Below are 20522 nucleotides of genomic sequence, written 5' to 3'. Positions count from 1 at the left end.
GCCGCCCCGGGAGCGTCCGCCGGGTAATGCCACGAAGCTGACATAAGGGAAATAACACCCGCCTCTTGCTACGTTGCGGGGCATGACCGCAACGACGGCGGACGCACGCCCTCCCGAGCTACGCCTGCCGAAGCGGCGCGGGGTCGAGCTCTCGCTCCTGATCGGGGCCGTGCTCATCTCCGTCTACGGCTACGCCGCCGTCGGCCTCGCCCGGAACGACGCCGTGCCCCCCGACGTCGCCGGGTACGGCGCCGGCCTCGGCCTCCTCGCCCTGCTCGCCCATCTCGCGGTCCGCTTCCGCGCCCCGTTCGCCGATCCGCTGCTGCTGCCCATCGCCGTCCTGCTCAACGGGCTGGGCCTAGTGCTGATCTACCGGCTCGACCTGGAGACCCCGAGCGACCGGGCGGCGACGACGCAGCTGATCTGGTCCACGCTCGGGGTGGCCTTCTTCATCGCCGTCGTCGTGCTGCTGCGGGACCACCGGGTGCTCCAGCGTTACGCGTACATGTCGGTCGCGGCGGCCCTGGTGCTGATGCTCGTGCCGATCTTCTTCCCCGCGGTGAACGGGGCGAAGATCTGGATCCGGATCGGCGGACTCTCCTTCCAGCCGGGGGAGTTCGCGAAGATCCTGCTCGCGGTCTTCTTCGCCGCGTACCTGGCCGCCAACCGCAACGCACTCGCGTACACCGGCCGCAGGATCTGGAAGCTCCAGTTCCCCACCGGCCGCGTCCTGGGCCCCATCGTGGCGATCTGGCTGCTCAGCGTCGGCGTCCTCATCCTCGAACGGGACCTCGGCACCTCACTGCTCTTCTTCGGCCTCTTCGTGATCATGCTCTACGTGGCCACCGGCAGGACCGGGTGGATCGCCGTCGGGCTGCTCCTCGCCGCCGCGGGCGCCTTCGCCGTCGGCTCGTTCGAACCCCATGTGCACAGCAGGGTGGAGGACTGGCTGGACCCGTACGCCACCATCAACGCGGGCCAGGGGCCGAGCCAGCTCGCCCAGTCGCTCTTCGCGTTCGCCGCCGGCGGCATGCTCGGCACCGGACTCGGGCTCGGCCACTCCATCCTCATCGGCTTCGCCGCCAAGTCCGACTTCATCCTGGCCACCGCGGGCGAGGAACTCGGCCTGGCCGGACTCACCGCGATCTTCCTGCTGTACGCCCTGCTGGTGGCCCGCGGCTTCCGGGCCGGCCTGGCGTTGCGGGACCCCTTCGGGCGGCTCCTGTCGATCGGCCTCGCATCGATCCTGGCGCTCCAGGTCTTCGTGATCGCGGGCGGGGTGATGGGCCTGATCCCGCTGACCGGGATGGCGATGCCCTTCCTGGCCCAGGGCGGTTCGTCCGTGGTCACCAACTGGATCATCGTGGCGCTGCTCATCCGGGTCAGCGACGTGGCCCGCACCCCCGATCCCGATCCCGGCACCGGCACCGCACCGGCCGCGGAGGAGAAATGATCCCCTACATCCGGCGCGCCGCCGGATTCTGCCTCTTCCTGCTCCTCGCCCTGCTGGCGAACGCCGCCCGTGTCCAGCTCTTCGAGGCCGACGGGCTCAACACCAACTCCGCCAACCGCCGCACCACCATCGACCGTTACGACCAGCCGCGCGGCAACATCCTGGTCGGCGACGAACCCGTCACCGGCTCGGAGGACACCGGCGAGCAGCTGGCGTACGAGCGCACCTACCGCCACGGTCCGCTGTACGCGCCGGTCACGGGCTACGCCTCGCAGACGTACGGCACCACGCTGCTGGAGAACGCCGAGGACGGCGTCCTCTCGGGCACCGACCCGCTCCTGGCCCCGATCCCGCTCTGGGGCGACATCACCCGCAGCCGGCAGCCCGGCGGCGACGTCGTCACCACCGTCGAGGCCCCGGTGCAACGCGCGGCGTACGAGGGCCTGGACGGCCGGCGCGGCGCGGTGGCCGCCCTCGACCCCTCCACCGGCCGGATCCTGGCGCTGGTCTCGTCACCGTCGTACGACCCCGAGGTCCTCTCGGGCACCGGCTCCTCGGTCACCGACGCGTGGGCGCGGCTCAACCGTGCGCAGAGCCGCCCGATGCTCAACCGGGCCATCCGGCAGACCTATCCGCCCGGTTCGGCCTTCAAGATCGTGACGGCGGCGGCCGCGCTGGACGCCGGTGTGGTCACCGACCCGGACGCGGCGACGGACACGCCGTCCCCGTACGTCCTGCCGGGCACCTCGACCGTGCTGCCCGACGAGGCGCGCGGCTGCGAGAAGGCGTCCCTGGCGGAGGCGATCCGGGTCTCCTGCAACACCGTGATGGCCCATCTGGGCGTCGAGGTGGGGCTGGACGGGATGCTGGAGGCGGTGGGCAGGTTCGGCTTCAACGACGACGGCCTCACGATCCCCTCGCGGGTGGCCCGCAGCAACTTCGACTCGGAGATGAGCGACGACCAGCTGGCGCAGTCCTCCATCGGCCAGTTCGACACGACGGCGACGCCGCTCCAGATGGCGATGGTCGCCTCGGCGGTCGCGAACGGCGGCGACCTGAGGCGCCCCCACCTGGTCGACCGGGTGACCAAGGACGACGGCGCCACGGTCAGGCAACAGGGCTCGGACTCCTACCGCCGGGCGATGGACCCGTCGACGGCACAGCGGCTGCGGCGGATGATGACCGACGTGGTGGAGGACGGCACCGGCACGAACGCGGCGATCGACGGCGTGACGGTCGGCGGGAAGACGGGCACCGCCCAGCACGGGGTCGACAACTCCGGCACACCGTACGCCTGGTTCATCGCGTGGGCGCAGGCCCCGGACTCCGGCCGCCCGGCGGTCGCCGTCGCGGTTGTCGTGGAGGACGCGGAGGCCGACCGTGCGGACGTCAGCGGGGGCGGCGACGCGGCCCCGATCGCCCGGGCGGTGATGGAGGCGGCGCTGAAGGGCTGAGGCAGGTGCCGGGGCCTCCACGCGCGCGAGGGCCGAGACTGGTGCCATGACAGCGGCACTCGAGGCATCGTTCGCCCGCATCGACCGGCTCGACCCCGAGCTGTGCGCCTTCACCGAGGTGTGGCACGAGGAGGCGCGGGCCCGGGCGGAGGCAGCTTCCCGACTGCCGCTCGCGGGGCTGCCGTTCGCGGTGAAGGGCCGCTCGGGGATCCGCTCGTACGCCGCGCGCCGCCTGATCGCCGCGGGCGGCATCCCGGTCGGTGCGACCTCCGTCCCCGGCGCCGGTACGCCGTGGCAGACCTGGGGGCAGGGGGCGCACGGCCGTACGGTCAACCCCTGGCGCCACGACCGGACTCCGGGCGGCTCCTCCGCGGGATCGGCGGTGGCGGTCGCCGCGGGCATGGTGGAGCTGGCGACCGGGAGTGACGGCGCGGGATCGGTGCGGATCCCGGCGGCGTGGTGCGGGGTGTTCGGCCTGAGGACGAGCGCCGGCCTGCTCCCCTCCCCCGACCGGACAGGCCTGGCGACCGCCGGGGTACTCGCGAGCTCGGCGGAGCGGGCGGACGCGTATCTGCGCCATGTGACCGACGCATACGTGCCGCGGCCGGCGCGGCTCCCCGTGCCGGCCGTCTACAGCCCCGACCTGGGTTTCGCCGCCGTCGCCCCGGAGGTCGCGGACGTGACGCGGCAGGCCGTCGGCCGGCTCGTGGCGGCGGGAACGGTACGCCTGGTGCCGGGCTCCTGCGAACTGCTCGACCCGGCCCGGGCGTGGTTCGCGGCGCGCGCGGGACGCCCGACCCCCTCCACTGAGCGGCTCCGCACCGCCAACGACCGCGTCATTGACGCCCTGTTCGCCGGTACACCCCTGCTGCTCACCCCGGTCGCCCCCACACCGCCGCACGGCCACGAGGGGCCGGGCGACCTCTATTCCACCGCGCTGACCTGGGCGTTCAACCTCAGCGGTCACCCGGCGGCGAGCGTGCCCGCCGGCTTCACGGCGGACGGCTGCCCGGCCGGACTCCAACTGGTGACGGGGCGGGGAACGGACGCGGAGCTGCTCGGCATGGCGTGCGCGGTGGAGGAGGCGCTCGGCCGGTCGCCTATCGGCCGAGCGGCCTGCGGATCTCCGCCCTGACCTTCGCCGTATCCTCGGCGGCCGACGTCAGGTCGACCGACTGTGCGTCCTGAGCCGTCTCGCCGGGCCGGACCACTGCGACCATGGCCGCCGTGTTGGCGTCCCCCCAGGCGCACATCGGCGCGTAGGTCGTCGTGCCGAGATCCGTCCAGCGCACGACCTGGCACTCCACCGTGATGCCGTAGCCCTCGGGCTCGAACTCCTCGGGCGGCACGACCGCCTCCGCCCCCTCGGCCCCGGCCGCGCCCTCCAGGATCTCCCCCCGCATGGCCACCGGACTCGCCAGACGTCCGTACATCCCCGAAAGGACCAGGACACCGCCCTCGTCCGTCGCGTAGTGGGCGACAGCGGCCTCACCGTCCCGGACCCTCGGGTCGGGGGCCTCCTCGATCTCCTTGCCCTCGGTGTCCGACAGGTCCTCGGCCAGGGTGAATTCCCCGTCCAGCACCTTCTCCGGCACCACGAGTTCGTGCGTCGCCTCGGGGAACGCCGCGTCCGCGCCCCTGTCGATCAGCGTGAACGCGCCGAAGCCGATCCCCAGGACGAGGACGGACACCCCCACCACGAGACCGACGACGAGCCCCGCCCGCGTCCTGCGCGGCGGTTGGGGCTGCCAACCGGGCATCCCCGGCTGCCCCCAAGGCCCGGGGGAGCCGGGAGGGCCGGGTACCCCCTGGGGCGGGTAGGCGTAGGCCGCCTGCGGCGGGTAGGCGCCGGGCGGGGGGTGCTGCCCGTAGGGGCCGTGCGGAGTCGGAGGCGGCCCGTACGGACCCTGCGGTGGCATGCTCATGCGCTCACGTTACGTCACCGGCGCGAACAGGAGTTCGCCGCACGGATCGTCGACAACGGAGGGATACGCCCCGTCAGTTCAGCGGTTCCCGCCGCAGGCGCCACTCCGCGGGGACCCCCTCGGTCCCGGTCGCCGCCCCGACCACGCCCCCGGAGATGGCGCAGGTCGTGTCCACGTCGCCGAATCCCTCGGCGGTCGCCCACAGCGCCTGCTCCAGGTCGTCCGGGTGCCGGGCCGCTGTCCACAGCGCGAAGGGCACCGTGTCGTCGGCCCGGATCCGCTGCCCGTTGCCCAGGAGGTCGGCGGCCCTCCAGGGCTCCGTGGCGAACGGCACCTCCGCGGCGCGGAGCACGCCTTCCCGCACCGGCCCCTCGGGGGTGCGCGCGGCGACTGCCTCGAGGGTGAGCCCGCCGCGCACCGAGAGCGCCGCGGCGACCGCTACCGCCACCGCGCCGGCGACGCCCTGCGGATGGGCGTGGGTGACGGCCGCCGAGAGCGCAGCCTGTTCCACGGTCCGGCCGAGGTCGGCGTGGAAGCGGGCTCCGAGCGGCGCCACCCGCATCGCCGCCCCGTTCCCGAGGCTGCCACCCTCGAAGAGCTTGGGCGCCAGGGTGCGCCAGTCACCCGGAGCGGTCAGGAGTTCCGGGAGGAGCATGTGCATCCCGTGCCCGTAACCACGGGCACGGTCCGCGTCGAAGGCCAGGGCGTAGTACAGGGCCAGGCGGTCCTGCTCCACCTGCCCGTACTCGTCGAGGACCCGTTGCAGGGCGAGCGCCAGCGCGGTGTCGTCGGTCCAGTGCCACACGGGCTCGTGCGGGGTGCGGCGCGCCCGGACCTCGGCGTACGCCTGCCGGGGCGGCCGGAAGAGCGGGAACCAGCGCTCCCCGAAGGCGTCACCGAGCGCGAGCGCTTCGAGACTGCGACGACCTGCTGCTGAATCACCGTGAGCCGGGGCGGAGTTCATGCCCCCCATCCTCCGTCCGCGCGCGCGGTACGTACACCGGATATGAGTACGCGTGCTCAAGATCGGCACCGTCGGCCGCGGCAGGCTGAATGCTGTCAGCCACACACCAGAGGGAGCCCGACCATGCGCACGGCCAACAGACTCCGTCCCCCGTTCCGCACCACGATCGGGCTCGCCCTGGCCGCCGCCACGGTCGCCCTGCTCACCAGCGCCTGCTCCATGCAGCAGGCCACGTGCGGGGGCGGCGAGTACCCGGTCCTGTCCGTGGGCGGCCCCGGAAGCGCATGTGTCTCCGACGACGAGGAGCCGCCCAAGGGCTACGCCCGCTACCCGGAGGGCAAGGTCCCCGAGCACGAGGACGACAAGTGGTCGACCTACTGGAGCACCCGGACGCTCGACGAGAACGGCAGGACGATCAAGCTCCCCGACGAGAACTAGCGGCCCGGTGGCAGGCGGGCGCGGGTCTGCCGGACGGCAGGCAGGCGGGTCAGCCGTCGGCTCCGCCCGCCGCGATCGCGTCCGCGACCTCCGCGACCCGCGCCCGCTCCTCCACCGCGAAGCGGTCCCGGTCCAACTGCTCGGCGATCTCCTCGTCCTGGGCCATCAGCAGGTCCAGGTTCGAGTCGCCCAGCTCGAACACTCCCATGTCGACGTAGGCCTTCTGGAGCCGTTCGCCCCAGAGCCCGATGTCCTTGACGCAGGGAACGATCCGGCTGAACAGCAGCTTGCGGAAGAGCTGCAGGTACTCCGAGTGCTCGGAGAGCTCCTTGGCCTCCTGCCTGCCGATACCGAAGTTCTCCAGTACCTCGACGCCGCTGAGGCGGTCGCGCATCAGGTAGCAGCCCTCGATGACGAACTCCTCGCGCTCGCGGAGTTCGGCGTCGCTCAGCTGCTTGTAGTAGTCGCGCAGTGCCATCCGCCCGAAGGCCACGTGGCGGGCCTCGTCCTGCATGACGTAGGCGAGGATCTGCTTCGGCAGCGGTTTGGTCGTGGTGTCACGGATCATGCCGAACGCCGCGAGTGCCAGCCCTTCGATGAGGACCTGCATGCCGAGGTAGGGCATGTCCCAGCGGGAGTCGCGCAGGGTGTCGCCGAGCAGCCCCTGGAGGTTGTCGTTGACCGGGTAGAGCATCCCGATCTTCTCGTGCAGGAAGCGGCCGTAGATCTCCGCGTGCCGCGCCTCGTCCATCGTCTGTGTGGCGGAGTAGAACTTCGCGTCCAGGTCCGGGACGGACTCGACGATGCGGGCGGCGCAGACCATGGCGCCCTGCTCACCGTGCAGGAACTGGCTGAACTGCCAGGAGGTGTAGTGCTTGCGCAGTTCGCCGCGGTCCCGCTCGGTCATCTTCGCCCAGTGCGGCGTCCCATGGAGCGTGAGGGCCTCGTCCGGGGTCCCGAGGGGATCCGCGGGATCGACCTCCAGGCTCCAGTCGATGCGCTTGTTGCCGTCCCACTGCTTGTCCTTGCCCTTCTGGTAGAGGGCGAGGAGGCGTTCGCGGCCGTCGTCGTAGTCCCAGCTGAAACGGGCGGCACCTGTGGCTGGCACCTGCCACGTCGGAGCCGGGGGCGGGGTGGTGTAGAGGTCGTGTGTCGACACGGAGAACTCCTTCGCGCGGCGAGGATCGTATGTTCCGTGGTGCTGACGTCAGTTGGCAGGTTCACACGTTGGTAGACGCGGGGTCAACAAGTAGCGCACAAGGGATTGACTGCCTTGCTGACAGGCAGTCTCATAATCCGTGAGCAGATAAATGACCGCCGGTAACCCATGTGCGAGGTGCCCACAGCCATGACGACAGTGACCGACGAGGACATCCAGGCGCTGCGCGACGCCCTCGGCCCCCTCAAGGACCGCGAGCAGGTCGCGGCCCGTCTGCTCGAAGCCTCGGCGAAGCACTCCTTCGACCCGGACACGGAACTCGACTGGGCTTCCCCCGTCGAGGACGGCAAGTGGTTCTGGCCGCCCGAGCTGGTCTCCCTCTACGACACCCCGCTCTGGCGGAAGATGTCGGAGGACCGGCGGATGGAGCTGGCACGCCACGAGGCGGCGTCGCTGGCCTCGCTCGGCATCTGGTTCGAGATCATCCTCATGCAGCTGCTCGTCCGCCACATCTACGACAAGTCCGTGACGAGCAAGCACGTCCGCTACGCCCTCACCGAGATCGCCGACGAGTGCCGGCACTCCATGATGTTCGCCCGCATGATCGAGTGGGGCGGGGCCCCCGCCTACCCCGTCCCGCCCCGCTACCACAACCTGGCGCGGGTGCTGAAGACCATCTCCACCACGCCCGGTTCGTTCGCCGCGACCCTGCTCGGCGAGGAGATCCTGGACTGGATGCAGCGACTCACCTTCCCCGACGAGCGCGTCCAGTCGCTCGTACGCGGAGTGACCCGCATCCACGTCGTCGAGGAGGCCCGCCATGTGCGCTACGCACGGGAGGAGTTGCGCCGCCAGATGGTGACCGCCCCCGCGTGGGAGCGGCGCATGACCAGGCTGAGCTGCGGGGAGGCGGCGCGCGTCTTCTCCGTGTGCTTCGTCAACCCGCAGGTGTACGACAACGTCGGACTGGACCGCCACGAGGCCGTCGCCCAGGTGAAGGCGAGCGGCCACCGGGCCGAGGTCATGCGGACGGGGGCGAAGCGGCTCACGGACTTCTTCGACGACATCGGCGTGCTCAACGGAGTGGGGCGCAGGCTGTGGAAGAGCTCGGGTCTGCTGGCCTGAGGCCGGTCCGCTTTTGGAGGGAGCGCTTAGGCTTCGGAGTATGACCTCCGCACCCGCAGCACCGCCGGCCCGCGCGTACCGACGGCTCGGTGTCGAGGAGCGCCGCGCCCAACTGCTGGTCGCGGCGCTCTCCCTCTTCGCCCACCGGGCGCCGGACGACGTGTCGATCGACGAGGTGGCGGCGGCGGCCGGGGTCTCCCGCCCGCTGGTCTACCGCTACTTCCCGGGCGGCAGGCAGCAGTTGTACGAGGCCGCCCTCGGATCGGCCGCCGACCAGCTCACGCTCTGCTTCGCGGAACCCGCCACGGGCCCGCCCACCGAGCGGGTCAGCCGCGTCCTGGACCGCTATCTCGGCTTCGTCGACCAGCACGACGCCGGCTTCAGCGCGTTGCTGCGCGGCGGCAGCGTGGCGGAGACCTCGCGCACGACGACGATCGTGGACGGCGTGCGGCGGTCCGCGGCCGAGCAGATCCTGCTCCACCTGGGCCGTGGCACCGGCCCGGGCCAGGAGCCGGCGGGGCCCCGGCTGCGGATGATGGTGCGCACCTGGATCGCCGCCGTGGAGGCGGCGTCCCTGATCTGGCTGGACGAGCAGAAGCAGCCTCCGGCCGCCGATCTGCGCTCCTGGCTGGTCGACCATCTGATGGCCCTGCTCGCGGCCACCGCGGCCTCGGACGAGGAGACGGAGGCGGTGGTGGCGGAGCTGCTGGGCCAGGAGACCGCGGACGGCCCCGCCGGACGGCTCACGGCGCTGATCATCCCGGTGGCGGGGCACGCGGCACACCTGCTGCCTCCTGAGTGACACTGGCCGGGTGAAAAGCGAGAACACGCCCTTCCGCGGCGGCCCCCTCGACGGCCGGGTGCTGCCCGTCCTGCTCGGGCCGACCGGCCATCCGCCCAAGTGGTACGAGGTCCCGGTGCCGGACGCCGCCGGCGGCCCCGACACCGTCCACGCCTACCGGCGCGCCCCGGCGGGCCACACGAAGCGACTCGGACTGCAGCGCGGCTGGGTGTACGAGTACGCTCCCGACGGCCGCGAACGCTTCACCCCCAAGTGGCCCTGGAACAGCCCCCGGAGCGGGTCCTGAGCCTCCTGCGCGCCCGCGCCCGTAGGATCGGCCCGGGTGCCGAGGGCACGGTCACAAGGGGGGTGCGCCATGGAGGCGCTGCGTCAGGACGATCCACGCCGCTTCGGCCCGTACACCGCGCTCGCGCGCTTCCGTGAGAGCGCGAGCGCCGTGCACTACCTGGCCCGTGGCGCGGACGGCGACGGGCCCGCGGTGGTGACGGCCGCCCGGCCCGCCCTCGCCTCCGTGCCCGCCTTCGGGCGCCGCTTCCGCTCCGAGGCCCGCACCGCGGAGCGGCTGGCCGGTGGCTGGGTGCAGCCGCCGCTGGCCTCTCCGCAGGACGACGGGCTCTGGACGGCCACGGCGTACGTGCCCGCGGTGACGCTCGCCGAGGCGATCGGCCTCACCGGTCCGCTGCCCGAGCGTGCCGTGCGGATACTGGGAGCGGGCCTGGCCGAGACGCTCTCCCGGGTGCACGCCACCGGGGCCGTACTCCAGGGGCTGGCGCCGGAGACGGTGCTGCTGGCCGAGGACGGTCCACGGCTGACCGCGTTCGGGCCCCTGGGGGCCGCCGCCTGGGCCGAGGCCCGCGAGGGCGGGCAGTTGTCGGTGCGGCTCGGCTACCTCACCCCCGAGCAGGTCGAGGGCAAGGAAGCAGGCCCGGCGTCCGACCTGTTCGTCCTCGGCCTGCTGCTGGCGTACGCGGCGACCGGGACGACCCCGCTCGCCGACGGACCCGCGGAGGAGGCGGCCGAGCGGATCGCGCACGGACCGGCCGAACTCGGCGGCGTACCGGACGGATTGCGCGCGCTGATCGCGAGCTGTCTGGCGAAGGACCCGGAGGAGCGGCCCGGCGCGGGATCGGTCGCCGCGGAGCTGGCACTGGAAGGCGCGGCCGGCCTCGCCAAGGGCGGCTGGCTGCCCGGGCCGCTGTCCGCCGCGGTGACGGACCAGGCGGCACGGGTACGCGCCCTGGAGACGCCGGTGGACCCGGCCCTGGACGAGGTACCCACGAACGGTGGCGCTCCCGCGAACGGCGCGCCGGAGAGCGGGGACGCCGTCCGGGACAGCAGGACCACCCGCGTCCTGGGGGCCGGGGCGCGCGGGCCCCGGCCCGACCGGGCGACGGCCCCGCTCGCCGCCGCACCCCCGCACCCCCCGGCGGCCGCCCCGACGCAGACACCCGCGCCTGCGGCCGCACCGCCGTACCCGTACGCCTACCCCGCTGCCGCCGCCCCCCGAGGCGTGTCCGCCGCACCCTCGCTGCCCCCGGCCCCGCCGGGCTCCGCGCCCGCCGCAGCGCCGCGTGCCACGTCCGCCCCGGACACCGGCCGGAGGGCGCTGCTCACCGCCGTCGCCGCCGGCGCGGCGGGGCTGGTCCTGGGCGGAGCGGCCGTGTCCGCCTTCGGGTCCGACGAAGCGGACTCCGCCGACGTCGAACCGGCGGCAGCGCCCCGGCCCGCCCTGCCCGGCCGGGCGCCCGACCCCCTGTGGATGTACACCCACCCGGCCGCCGCCCCGGCCCCGTTGACCGCGGGTGTCTGGCAGGACGAACTGCTGGTGCTGACGGACACGGCCGGGGCGACCGCCGTCGACCTCCGCACGGGACGGAAAGTCTGGGAGCGCCCCGAAGCCGCCGGCGCCCAGGAGGTCCTGGCCGCCGGGGACGGATTCTGCTTCCTGGCGGCCCCGACCGAATTCCTCTGGCTGTCGCCGAAGGACGGGCGCGTCGAGCACCGGGTGCGCTTCGCCGAACGGTTCACCGGCGTACCGGACATGAAGGTGGCCCCGCTCACGGGCCTGTCCGGCCCGGTCCTCTGGTTCACCGGGTCCCACACCGTCACGGTGAAGGCCCCTGAGCCGAAGAAGGGCAAGAAGCGCGGCAAGGACAAGGAGGTCGTCAAGGCCTACTTCTTCGCGTACGACGTCGTGCTGCGCAAGGAACTCTGGCGTGTGGCCGTGCCCGCGGGCCGGGCACCCGGCCCCCCGGCCTACGAAGTCACCGCCCTCCGGGACGCCGACCTCGTCGTACGCCAGGACGCTGACACGCTCACCCCCTCCGACGCCGCGGCAGGCAAGGGCAAGGCCCTCTTCCGCTGCTTCGACCGCGACAGCGGGAAACTGCTGTGGAGCCGGAAGTTCGGCACGGTCGCCCCGGCCGGCGCGGCGGCGGGGGACGGGGAGGGGCGGCTGTACGGCGCGGTGGGCGAGGACCTGCGGGCCTTCGAGACGGACACGGGCAAGCCCGTCTGGACGGTGAACGGCACCGGGTCGTCCGTCTTCGGCCGGCCGGTCCCGGCCGGGACGGTGCTCCACACCACGAACAGCCACCAGGAGGTCGGCGCGGTCGAACGGGCGACCGGAAAGCTGCTCTGGCGGCGGTCCACCGAGGTTCCGCTCGGTGAAGGCGCCCCGGCGCTCACACTGAGCCGGGGCGGGAAGACGCTGCTCGCCGCCGACGCCTCCCAGGTGACCGCGTTCGCCGCCGAGGACGGGCGTCGGCTGTGGAAGTTCCAGGACATCGGGGCCCAGGACCCGAAGGGCGCGACGGTCAGCGCTCCGTACCGGGTGCTGGCCGCCGGGAAGACCACCGTCGTCCAGCGGGAACGGGCCTTCTACGCCTTCCCCGTGAAGTGACGCACAGGGCGGGCGGAGACCCGCACCACCCGGGGTCCGCCGTTCGGGGCAGACCCCGGGCGGCACGCCACGCGGTCCTTGCATCACCCTGCACCGAGTGACCGGATGGGTGCGATCCGATCACTTGTGGGGTAGTCCGATTAATCGGCATCGCCCCCGGACACCGGAGGTGATGTTGTGCCCCGCGGAGTCGCACGCGCCCTCTGCACGGCGGCGCTGGCCGCCGCCGTCGTCGCCGCCTCCCCCGCCGTCGCCGAGCCCGCGGCAGGACCGGACCCGGCGCCGGGCCCCTCAGCGGCCCCCGCACCCGCGGCCGGACCGGCTCCGCAGAGCGTGGCCGGGCTGCTGAAGCAGTTGCAGACGCTCTACCGGAAGGCCGAAGAGGCGGGCGAGGTCTTCAACGGCACCGCCCAGGAGCTGAAGAAACGGACCGCCGAGGCCGCGAAGCTGCGCGCCGAACTCGCCGGGGCCCGGACCGCGCTGGACTCCGGGCGCCGGGACGCCGGGCGGCTGGCGCGGGACCAGTACCAGGGGCGCACGGACTTCTCCGTGTACCTGACGCTGTTGCTGGCCGACGACCCGGCCCGCGCACTCGAGCAGAGCCATGTCATCGAGCGGGCACAGGCGGGCCGTTCCGCCGTCGTCGACCGGCTGACCGGCGCGGAGCGGCACGCGGAGGCGCTGGCCGCCAGATCCCGTACGGCGCATGCCCGGCAGCGGATGCTGGCGGCCCAGCAGAAGAAGCAGCGCGACGTCGTGCAGTCACGTCTGAAGGGCATCGAGGCGATGCTGGCCTCGCTGTCGGCCGAGCAGCTCGCCGCCCTGTCGGCACTGGAGGAGAGGAACATCGGCGAGGCGCAGGACGCGCTCGCCGCATCGGGGGCGCTCAGCTCGGTGCGCACGCCATCCGCGGAGGGCGGAGAGGCCGTCCGCTACGCCGTCGAGCAGATCGGCAAGCCGTACGCGTGGGGCGCGGAGGGGCCGGAGTCCTACGACTGCTCCGGGCTCACCTCGCAGGCCTGGTCGTCCGCGGGCCTGATGATCCCCCGCACCTCGCAGGAACAGTGGCGCCGCCTGCCCAGGGTGCCGGTCGGCTCGCTGCGCCCCGGCGACCTGGTGGTCTACTTCCCGAAGGCGACGCATGTCGCGCTCTACATCGGCGACGGTCTCGTGGTGCAGGCCCCCAGGCCCGGAGCCACGGTGAAGGTCTCACCGCTGGCCTCGAACCCGCTGCTCGGGGCCGTCCGCCCCGACCCGGGGAGCGAACCGCTGAGCACCTACGCGCTGCCGGAACTGCCCGAGGGCGCCACCGCGGGCGCGGACACGGGCTACGACGCCCCGGACGCATGAGGGCCGGGCCGTCCCGCCCGTCCACACCTGCGTGACGGAAGGGGGTGGCCCGGCCTCCCCGCGGGCTCGTCTCAGCCCTGCGCACCGGTGAGTGAGGCGAGGTACGCGTTCGTCTTCTCCGGCTCGAAGAAGAAGTTGTCGAAGTCCGCCGGGTCGTTGAACCCGTTGGCGAACCGGTCCGCGGCCGGCTGAAGCTGACCGGACGCGCCGATCAGGTTCAGCACGTGCTCCGGCGGCGGGCCGAGCATCGCGTTCGTCCACTTCACGACGTGCTGGGTGTTCTCCCAGTGCCGCTCGAACGTGGCCTCCATCCACTCCTCGTCGAACGGCCGGTCGCCGTGCTCCAGGATCGAGTGCAGGTAGGAGTGCGCACACTTGGACGCGGTGTTGGAACCCTGGCCGGTGATCGGGTCGTTGGCTACGACCACGTCGCCCACCCCGAGTACCAGACCACCGCCGGGCAGCCGCCCGACGGGCTTGCGCACGGTCGGGGCGTAACGGCCCGCCAGCGTGGCGTTGGCGTCGGTCAGCTCGACCTTGGTGGCGCGTGCGTACTCCCACGGCGTGTACTTCTCCATGAGTTCCAGCGTCTTGGCCAGGTGCTCCGAGGGGTCCTTGATGCCCTGGAACGCGTCGAGCGGACCGCCGGGGACGCCCTCCCAGAACAGGATGTCCGCACGGCCCGACGTCGTCAGGGTCGGCATGACGAAGAGCTCACCGACACCCGGGACCAGGTTGCACCGCACCGCGTCGAACTCCGGGTGCTCGGGCCGCGGGCCCAGACCGTGGACGTACGCGACGGCCAGCGCCCGCTGCGGGGCGTCGTACGGCGAACGGGAGGCGTCCCGGCCGAACATGGAGACGAGCTCGCCCTTGCCGGCCGAGACCATCACGAGGTCGTACGTCCGGGAGAAGTAGTCCAGGTCGGAGACCGCGGCACCGTGGATGACAAGCTGCCCCCCGCGCTGGGCGAACGTCTCCATCCAGCCGGCCATCTTCACGCGCTGGTCGACGGACTGGGCGTAACCGTCCAGTTTGCCCACCCAGTCGACGACCCGCGAGGAGTCGGGACCGGCGACCGAGACGCCGACACCCTTGATCTGCGGGGCCTGCGACTCCCAGAAGTTGAGCTGGAGGTCCCGCTCGTGCTGGAGAGCCGTGTGGAACATGCACTGCGTCGACATGACCCGGCCGGACCGGATCTCGTCCGCGGTGCGGTTGGACATCAGGGTGACTTCGTACCCGCTGGACTGCAGTCCGAGGGCCAGTTGGAGGCCGGACTGGCCGGCTCCGACTATGAGTATCTTCCGCATCGCGGTTCTCCGTTACGTGTGCTGGGTGCGTCTGTCGTTACTCGGGGGCGACGTCGAGTGCGTGACCCACCAGGGCGAGGAGCGACTCGACGACGCTGATCCTGTTACGCGCATCCATGATCACAACAGGCACGTGCGGAGGCACGGTCAGGGCGTCCCTGACATCGCCCTCGTCGTAATCGGTCGTCCCCTCGAAGTGGTTGACGGCCACGACGTAGGGGAGACCACAGCTCTCGAAGTAGTCGAGCGCCGCGAAGCAGTCGGCGAGGCGCCGGGTGTCGGCCAGGACCACGGCGCCGATCGCGCCACGCACCAGGTCGTCCCACATGAACCAGAAGCGCTGCTGGCCGGGGGTGCCGAAGACGTACAGGACGAGGTCGTCGTCCAGCGTGAGGCGCCCGAAGTCCATCGCGACGGTCGTGGTGACCTTGTCGGGCGTGGCCGTGAGGTCGTCGGTCTCCTCGCTGGCCTGCGTCATCAGTGCTTCGGTCTGGAGCGGGGTTATCTCGGAGGCCGAGCCGACGAAGGTCGTCTTGCCGACGCCGAACCCGCCCGCCACGACGATCTTGGTGGCGATCGGCGCGCGCGAGTGGTCGAGCTGCCAGGACTGCACGGGCTCGTCGGTCCGGTCCTGCGGTTCCCGCTGACGCGGGGTGAAGAGCGGCGCCTCAGAGACGGCGGAGTCCATTGAGCACCCTTTCCAGCAGTGCGCGGTCGGGCTGGCCGGTGCCGTGACCGGTGCCGTAGACGCGGATCTTTCCCTGGTCGGCCAAGTCGCTGAGCAGCACCCGGACCACGCCGAGCGGCATCTTGAGCAAGGCTGAGATCTCCGCGACCGTACGCATACGGCGGCAGAGCTCGACGATGGCGTGGAGCTCCGGCATGACGCGCGAGGCGAGGTTGCCGTTCGTGAGCTCCCGGCGCTCCTCGGGGGCCTCCAGCGCGGCGACGAACGTCTCGACGAGGAGGACGTGGCCGAAGCGGGTGCGGCCACCGGTGAGGGAGTACGGACGGACCCGTGCGACCTTGCGGTCGGAACCTCTGACGGGGAGTTTCCGTACGGGTTCAGCAGCTGACGTCACTGGGTGCTCTCCATCGATTTGCGCAGCTCACTGCGGAGTTCGGGGGTGAGTACGTGTCCGGCACGGCCGACGAAGAGCGCCATGTGGTAGGCAACGACGCTCATGTCGCAGTCGGCGGTGGCGTGTACGCCGAGGAGGGAACCGTCACTGATCGACATGACGAAGACGCTGCCCTCCTCCATCGCGACCATCGTCTGCTTGACGCCGCCGCCGTCCATCAGCTTGGCGGCACCTATCGTGAGGGATCCGATACCGGAGACGATGGTGGCGAGGTCGGCGCTGGAGCCACGCGGGCCATCCTGCCGTCCTGACGCCGTGGCCGTCGCGAGACCGGGGTCCGAGGAGAGCAGCATCAGTCCGTCGGACGAGACGACGGTGACCGAGTGGACCCCTGGCACCTCCTCCACGAGATTGCTCAGCAACCAGTGAAGGTTCCGGGCCTCGGTGCTCAGCCCGAATGTGCTGGGCGCAGTCAACTGCGTGCCTCCTCGACTGTGTCCCCCGTCTCTTCGATTCGACCTTCGGTACGGTCGTGGTCGGTCTGTGGGCCGCTCTCACCGATCTCCGCCTCGACATCGCGGCGGCCGTCCTTCGCACCCTGGTGGAATCCGCCGAGTCGACGGCGCAGGGCGTCCTTGTCCAGGCTGCCCTTGCGCTCGGCGGCCTGGGCCGACGGCTGCGCGGCGATCTTGGGGGTTCGCTTGGGCAGCCCCTTGTCCGTGAGGCGCTCGGGCAGGGGTGCCGGGTCGGGCACCTCCTCACCCAGTCCGGTGAGCGGCTGCCGGGGGCCGGGAACGGCGTCGGCGGCCGGAGCGGGCGCGTTCCCGGGTGCGGGTGCCGTCGCGGGGCTCGTGTCGGCGGTGCGCTCGTGGCTGTCGGGCCCGACAGCGTACGGGCTCGGCGCGTCCTGCTGCACCGGCAGCCGGACCTGCATCGTGGTCTCGGCCTCGGACTCCTCGTGGATCCCGGCCTCGGGAAGGGGAGCTCGAGACGTCTGCGGAGCCTGTGGGGCCTCAGCTGCTTGCGGTGCCGGAGGGGCTTGTGGGGCCTCGGGAGCCTGCCGGCCTGCGTCATCGGCGGCCGGCTCGGCGGGTGCGGGCGTCGCGGGCTGCGGGGAAGCAGTCTGCAGGGTCCGCTCCGCGGCCGCGATCAGCGGGTCGTCGGCGGAAGGTGCCGGGCGGGGCGGCAGTGCGTTGGAGTTGGCCTCGGCCACGGAACCCGGGAGGTTCAGGGTGGGCGCGTCCCCGGGCAGCGGTACGGGCGGCGGAGAGGTCGCGGGCGGCGACTTGGGCAGCAGCGCCTGCGGAAGGACGACGACCGCGGTCACCCCGCTCCCCTTCTGTTCGCGCAGCTGTACCTGTACGCCGTGGCGGGCGGCCAGCAGCGAGGTCACCTGGAGACCCAGCCCGGCCCCGTCCGCGGCCTGTTCGCCCGCTTCGAAGGACGCCGGGTCGGCCAGCCTCGCATTGAGCTCGCTCATCCGGACCGCCGACATGCCGATGCCCGCGTCCTGGACGGAGAGCATCACCTCGCCGGTCTCCAGCAGCCAGCCGGAGAGCTCGACATGGGAGTCGGGCGGGGAGAAGGAGGTCGCGTTCTCCAGGAGTTCGGCGACCAGGTGACTCAGGTCGTCGGCGGCGAAGCCCGCGATCTGGGCGTGCGGCGGCAGTGACTGGATGGTGACCCGCTCGTACCGCTCGATCTCGCTGACCGCGGCGCGCAGCACGTTGACCAGCGGGATCGGGCCCGCGTGCCCCTGGCTGTGATCGGTACCCGCGAGGACCAGCATGTTCTCGCTGTGGCGCCGCATGACGGTGGCCATGTGGTCGAGCTTGAAGAGGGTCGCGAGGCGCTCCGGGTCCTGCTCGCGCTCCTCCATGCCCTCGATGACGCCGAGCTGGCGCTCGACGAGGCCGAGCGTGCGCAGCGACAGATTGACGAAGGTGTGGTGGACCGTGTTCCTCAGCCGTTCGAGCTGGGAGCCGAGTTCCGCGACCCGGACCTGGAGTTCGGCCCGCTGGAGTGTGAGGGCCTCGCGGCCCGCGATCAGCCCGCCGCGCTCCGTCTCCATGCTCTCGACCCGGCCGGTGACGTCGTGGTGCAGCTCGTGCAGCTTGCCGTGCAGGGTGTTGATGGACCGTACGACCTGGGCGAACTCGTCGTTGCGCCCGGTATAGCGCACGGGTTCGGCGGTCCCGGGCTCGGCTGCGATGCGGCCGGCCCCGATCCGCAGGACCGCGAGCGGCTGGGTGAGGGTGCGGGCGACGGCGGTGGAGACGCCGACGGCGATCAGCAGACAGCCGCCGAGCAGGGCGAGGTGGAGTTCCAGCGCGGTGACGTCGTCGTCGCGCAGCCCCTCCAGGCGCTTGACCTGTGCGGTGCCCAGCGCGGACTCGACACCGCGCATGCGGTCGATCCTGGCGGAGAGCGCGGCCTCGACCTTCTCGGGGTCGGCCTGCCGGTCCGCTTCGGACAGCTCGGGGCGGTCGGTGAACCGGGTGAGGTACTTCTCCGCGACGGTGACCTCGGAGCCGGTCACCGTGGAGGCGAGCCTGTCCCGGGCGGAGGAACCGGCGGACTGGTCGAACTCCGCGAGCGAGGCTAGCTCGTGCACCCGCGCCTGCTGGGCGGCCGCGCTCAACTCGTCGCGGTTGCGGTCGTCCTCGTCGGTGCCTCCGTCCTGGCTCTGGACGGGCAGACCGGTGAGCGGGTCGATCTCCTGCTGCTGCGCCTTGGTACCGGGTACCGCGAGCGCGGCCAGGAGCAGCCCCCTGGTGGCGGATGCCCGCTCCACGGCGCCACCGAGGGCGAGCGGCGCACGGGTGGCGTCGGCGGCCCGCGGCGGGGTCTTCTCGGCGAGGTCGTCGGCGAGGTCCTGGAGCTTGGCGATGACCTCGGAGTACGCCTGGTACGCCTCCATCGCCGAACCCTCGCCCGTGAGGGCGGTCCGGCGCAGCGAGGGGATGTCGGCGAGGTCGCGGCGCAGCGCCGCCGGGGCGGCCTCCCGGATCTCGTCCACCTGCTGGTCGACACGGGCCGCGGGACTCGTCGTGCCGTCCTTGCCGTCGCCCTCACGGCCTCCCGCGATGTGGGCGGTGACCTCGTCGCGCTCGTCCGCGAGGGAGTGCGCGAGGGTGATCGCCTGCTGGTTCAGCTCGGCGAGCGTGACCAGCCGCTGGGACTCGTTGAGATCGGAGGACGCGCCGAGCGCCGCCGGGGCGCCCGCGGCGATGACGGTGATCCCTACGACGGCAACACCGGCGACGAGCCGGCTGCGTACCCGCACGGTCCGTTTGGAGGCCACAGCCGCCTGAGGCGTCGCTCCGGACTCCTCGCGCGCGCTGTTCTTGCTCCGAGGCCGCTTCTTCTGCACCGGTGCTCGCAATCTTGATCGTCCGCCCTTGAAGCAGAGGTGACGCACGGTCACGTCTATGGGCTCCCCGCCCTGGTACGGCTTCTGACCATTCCAGCGCTTTTGAGAGGGGGCCGCGCATCAACCGCTCCGCCACTCAAAGGAGTGAACAACAATCCGGAGTTGGCGAACAAGTCTCCCCACGGGCACCGCTGGGCATGCACGGGCCACCGGGTGGAACTTCGGGCCGGGCTTTGGGATTATGCCCGCCCGCATATGCATGGAGTCATGGATTACACCCCACAGGCCCATCTGACCTGCTGGTACGGTCCGACCACGGGGCCGTGCAGGCTCCGTGAAGACATCGTGCAGACTGACCCGATGCGTATCGAACTCGCCACCGAGCCGGGCAGCCCCGAACGCCCCAACGAGGACTGGGCATCGACCGCCGTCCCCGCGTCGGGCCGGGGTGGCGTTCTCGTGCTGCTCGACGGCGTGACCCCACCTCCGGGCGACGACGGCTGTGTGCATTCGGTTCCGTGGTTCACCGCGCGGATCGGGAGCGCCCTGGCCGAACTGTCCGCTTCGCGGAGGGATCTGACGCTGGCCGAGGTCCTCGCACGGTCCATCCGGCGCACCGCCGACGCCCACCGCGCCACGTGTGACCTTTCTCACGTGCGCACGCCTCAGGCGACGGTGGTCCTGGCGCGTTGGGACGACGAACGGGTCGAGCATCTCGTGCTCTCCGACTCGGTCCTGCTCGTCGAGGCGCCGGACGGCACGGTCCGGCCGCTGCTCGACGACCGCCTCGACCGGCTGCCACCGGGCTCGCTGGCCTCGGAGGCGATCGCGGACGCGCGCGCGAGGAACAAGGAGGGCGGCTTCTTCACCGCGGCCGCCGACCCCTCGGTGTCGTCACGGGCGGTGACGGGCGAGACCCCCCGGACCGAGGTCCGGGCACTGGCGGCGCTGACCGACGGGGCGAGTCGCTGGACGGAGAAGTTCCAGGAGGGTGACTGGAGTGCCTCTTTGGAGGTTCTGCGGAAGGAGGGGCCGCAGGGGCTGATCGACCGGGTGAGGGATCTGGAGCGGGCCGATTCCGACCGGGGCCGCCCGGGCCGCGGCAAGACCCACGACGACGCGACAGCGGTCCTCGTGGAGCTGTAGGGGCCCGCAGCGGGGCCGCCCGTCGCGCCCGCACCG

Annotated in this window: 18 protein-coding genes; 10 read left to right on the top strand and 8 right to left on the bottom strand. The window is 72.2% G+C overall.

The genetic code is table 11. From position 1 onward, the window contains the following. Positions 1–82: 82 nt before the first annotated feature. From JOC24_RS23350 to JOC24_RS23340, 3 genes are read left to right on the top strand one after another with little or no spacing between them, the layout of a single operon-like run. A complete protein-coding gene (locus JOC24_RS23350; RefSeq protein ID WP_205022335.1) occupies positions 83–1453 on the top strand; it encodes an FtsW/RodA/SpoVE family cell cycle protein in 1371 nt (456 codons plus the stop codon). After that, on the top strand, positions 1450–2907 hold the full coding sequence (locus tag JOC24_RS23345; protein WP_205022334.1) for a peptidoglycan D,D-transpeptidase FtsI family protein: 1458 nt from the start codon (positions 1450–1452) through the stop codon (positions 2905–2907). The genes JOC24_RS23350 and JOC24_RS23345 overlap by 4 nt, the downstream gene beginning before the upstream one ends. A gap of 46 nt (positions 2908–2953) precedes the next feature. Continuing rightward, complete coding sequence (locus tag JOC24_RS23340; protein WP_205022333.1) at positions 2954–4042, top strand: amidase family protein; 1089 nt, start codon at positions 2954–2956, stop codon at positions 4040–4042. Here JOC24_RS23340 and JOC24_RS23335 read toward each other — a convergent pair. Together JOC24_RS23335 and JOC24_RS23330 are read right to left on the bottom strand one after the other, a co-directional pair. After that, complete coding sequence (locus JOC24_RS23335) at positions 4008–4832, bottom strand: hypothetical protein (protein ID WP_205022332.1); 825 nt, start codon at positions 4830–4832, stop codon at positions 4008–4010. The genes JOC24_RS23340 and JOC24_RS23335 overlap by 35 nt on opposite strands. 73 nt (positions 4833–4905) lie before the next feature. Then, a complete protein-coding gene (locus JOC24_RS23330; protein WP_205022331.1) occupies positions 4906–5805 on the bottom strand; it encodes an ADP-ribosylglycohydrolase family protein in 900 nt (299 codons plus the stop codon). 114 nt (positions 5806–5919) lie between these two features. On the opposite strand from JOC24_RS23330, the gene JOC24_RS23325 reads away from it, so the two are divergent. Further along, positions 5920–6234 (top strand): SCO0607 family lipoprotein, encoded by a 315-nt coding sequence (locus JOC24_RS23325; RefSeq protein WP_205022330.1) that lies wholly within the window; start codon positions 5920–5922, stop codon positions 6232–6234. A 49-nt stretch (positions 6235–6283) separates the two neighbouring features. On the opposite strand, the gene JOC24_RS23320 is transcribed toward JOC24_RS23325, so the two are convergent. Continuing rightward, complete coding sequence (locus JOC24_RS23320) at positions 6284–7393, bottom strand: ferritin-like domain-containing protein (protein WP_205022329.1); 1110 nt, start codon at positions 7391–7393, stop codon at positions 6284–6286. A gap of 189 nt (positions 7394–7582) precedes the next feature. Between JOC24_RS23320 and JOC24_RS23315 the strand changes: the two genes are divergently transcribed. The 5 genes from JOC24_RS23315 (at position 7583) to JOC24_RS23295 (ending at position 13572) form a co-directional block, all read left to right on the top strand. Continuing rightward, positions 7583–8518: an AurF N-oxygenase family protein gene (locus JOC24_RS23315; RefSeq protein ID WP_205022328.1), complete on the top strand. Its 936-nt coding sequence runs from the start codon at positions 7583–7585 to the stop codon at positions 8516–8518. 40 nt (positions 8519–8558) lie between these two features. Beyond that, positions 8559–9320: a TetR/AcrR family transcriptional regulator gene (locus JOC24_RS23310; protein ID WP_205022327.1), complete on the top strand. Its 762-nt coding sequence runs from the start codon at positions 8559–8561 to the stop codon at positions 9318–9320. A gap of 10 nt (positions 9321–9330) precedes the next feature. After that, entirely contained in the window at positions 9331–9606 is a 276-nt protein-coding gene (locus tag JOC24_RS23305) for a hypothetical protein (protein WP_205022326.1), read from the top strand. Between the two features lie 69 nt (positions 9607–9675). Further along, entirely contained in the window at positions 9676–12222 is a 2547-nt protein-coding gene (locus tag JOC24_RS23300; RefSeq protein WP_205022325.1) for an outer membrane protein assembly factor BamB family protein, read from the top strand. Between the two features lie 177 nt (positions 12223–12399). After that, positions 12400–13572 (top strand): C40 family peptidase, encoded by a 1173-nt coding sequence (locus JOC24_RS23295; protein ID WP_205022324.1) that lies wholly within the window; start codon positions 12400–12402, stop codon positions 13570–13572. Positions 13573–13643: 71 nt separating this feature from the next. Here the strand turns inward: JOC24_RS23295 and JOC24_RS23290 are convergent, their stop codons facing one another. Genes JOC24_RS23290 through JOC24_RS23270 form a run of 5 tightly spaced genes read right to left on the bottom strand, consistent with a single transcriptional unit; the run spans position 13644 to position 19340 of the window. Further along, positions 13644–14885, bottom strand: coding sequence for a styrene monooxygenase/indole monooxygenase family protein (locus JOC24_RS23290; protein WP_205022323.1), 1242 nt, complete (start codon positions 14883–14885; stop codon positions 13644–13646). Between the two features lie 37 nt (positions 14886–14922). Then, positions 14923–15573 carry a GTP-binding protein gene (locus JOC24_RS23285; protein ID WP_205022322.1) on the bottom strand — a complete coding sequence of 217 codons (651 nt, stop codon included), beginning with the start codon at positions 15571–15573 and terminating at the stop codon, positions 14923–14925. After that, complete coding sequence (locus tag JOC24_RS23280; protein WP_205022321.1) at positions 15554–15967, bottom strand: DUF742 domain-containing protein; 414 nt, start codon at positions 15965–15967, stop codon at positions 15554–15556. Before JOC24_RS23280 ends, JOC24_RS23285 begins: the two co-directional genes overlap by 20 nt. Beyond that, positions 15964–16443 (bottom strand): roadblock/LC7 domain-containing protein, encoded by a 480-nt coding sequence (locus JOC24_RS23275; RefSeq protein ID WP_205022320.1) that lies wholly within the window; start codon positions 16441–16443, stop codon positions 15964–15966. Before JOC24_RS23275 ends, JOC24_RS23280 begins: the two co-directional genes overlap by 4 nt. Beyond that, positions 16440–19340, bottom strand: a complete 2901-nt coding sequence (locus JOC24_RS23270) for a sensor histidine kinase (RefSeq protein ID WP_205022319.1) — start codon at positions 19338–19340, stop codon at positions 16440–16442. The genes JOC24_RS23275 and JOC24_RS23270 overlap by 4 nt, the downstream gene beginning before the upstream one ends. Positions 19341–19700: 360 nt before the next feature. Here JOC24_RS23270 and JOC24_RS23265 point away from each other — a divergent pair, with 360 nt between their 5' ends. Further along, positions 19701–20486, top strand: a complete 786-nt coding sequence (locus JOC24_RS23265) for a protein phosphatase 2C domain-containing protein (protein ID WP_205022318.1) — start codon at positions 19701–19703, stop codon at positions 20484–20486. Positions 20487–20522: the final 36 nt, after the last annotated feature.

The sequence above is a fragment of the Streptomyces sp. HB132 genome (genome assembly GCF_016909575.1).
Lineage (GTDB): Bacteria > Actinomycetota > Actinomycetes > Streptomycetales > Streptomycetaceae > Streptomyces.
This window is presented reverse-complemented; position numbering and strand designations above follow the sequence as displayed.

Bases quoted from the DNA above. Each gene is read 5' to 3' on its own strand.
- JOC24_RS23350 (WP_205022335.1), top strand. From the start codon at position 83: ATGACCGCAACGACGGCGGACGCACGCCCTCCCGAGCTACGCCTGCCG.
- JOC24_RS23345 (WP_205022334.1), top strand. From the start codon at position 1,450: ATGATCCCCTACATCCGGCGCGCCGCCGGATTCTGCCTCTTCCTGCTC.
- JOC24_RS23340 (WP_205022333.1), top strand. From the start codon at position 2,954: ATGACAGCGGCACTCGAGGCATCGTTCGCCCGCATCGACCGGCTCGAC.
- JOC24_RS23335 (WP_205022332.1), bottom strand. From the start codon at position 4,832: ATGAGCATGCCACCGCAGGGTCCGTACGGGCCGCCTCCGACTCCGCAC.
- JOC24_RS23330 (WP_205022331.1), bottom strand. From the start codon at position 5,805: ATGGGGGGCATGAACTCCGCCCCGGCTCACGGTGATTCAGCAGCAGGT.
- JOC24_RS23325 (WP_205022330.1), top strand. From the start codon at position 5,920: ATGCGCACGGCCAACAGACTCCGTCCCCCGTTCCGCACCACGATCGGG.
- JOC24_RS23315 (WP_205022328.1), top strand. From the start codon at position 7,583: ATGACGACAGTGACCGACGAGGACATCCAGGCGCTGCGCGACGCCCTC.
- JOC24_RS23310 (WP_205022327.1), top strand. From the start codon at position 8,559: ATGACCTCCGCACCCGCAGCACCGCCGGCCCGCGCGTACCGACGGCTC.
- JOC24_RS23300 (WP_205022325.1), top strand. From the start codon at position 9,676: ATGGAGGCGCTGCGTCAGGACGATCCACGCCGCTTCGGCCCGTACACC.
- JOC24_RS23290 (WP_205022323.1), bottom strand. From the start codon at position 14,885: ATGCGGAAGATACTCATAGTCGGAGCCGGCCAGTCCGGCCTCCAACTG.
- JOC24_RS23285 (WP_205022322.1), bottom strand. From the start codon at position 15,573: ATGGACTCCGCCGTCTCTGAGGCGCCGCTCTTCACCCCGCGTCAGCGG.
- JOC24_RS23265 (WP_205022318.1), top strand. From the start codon at position 19,701: ATGCGTATCGAACTCGCCACCGAGCCGGGCAGCCCCGAACGCCCCAAC.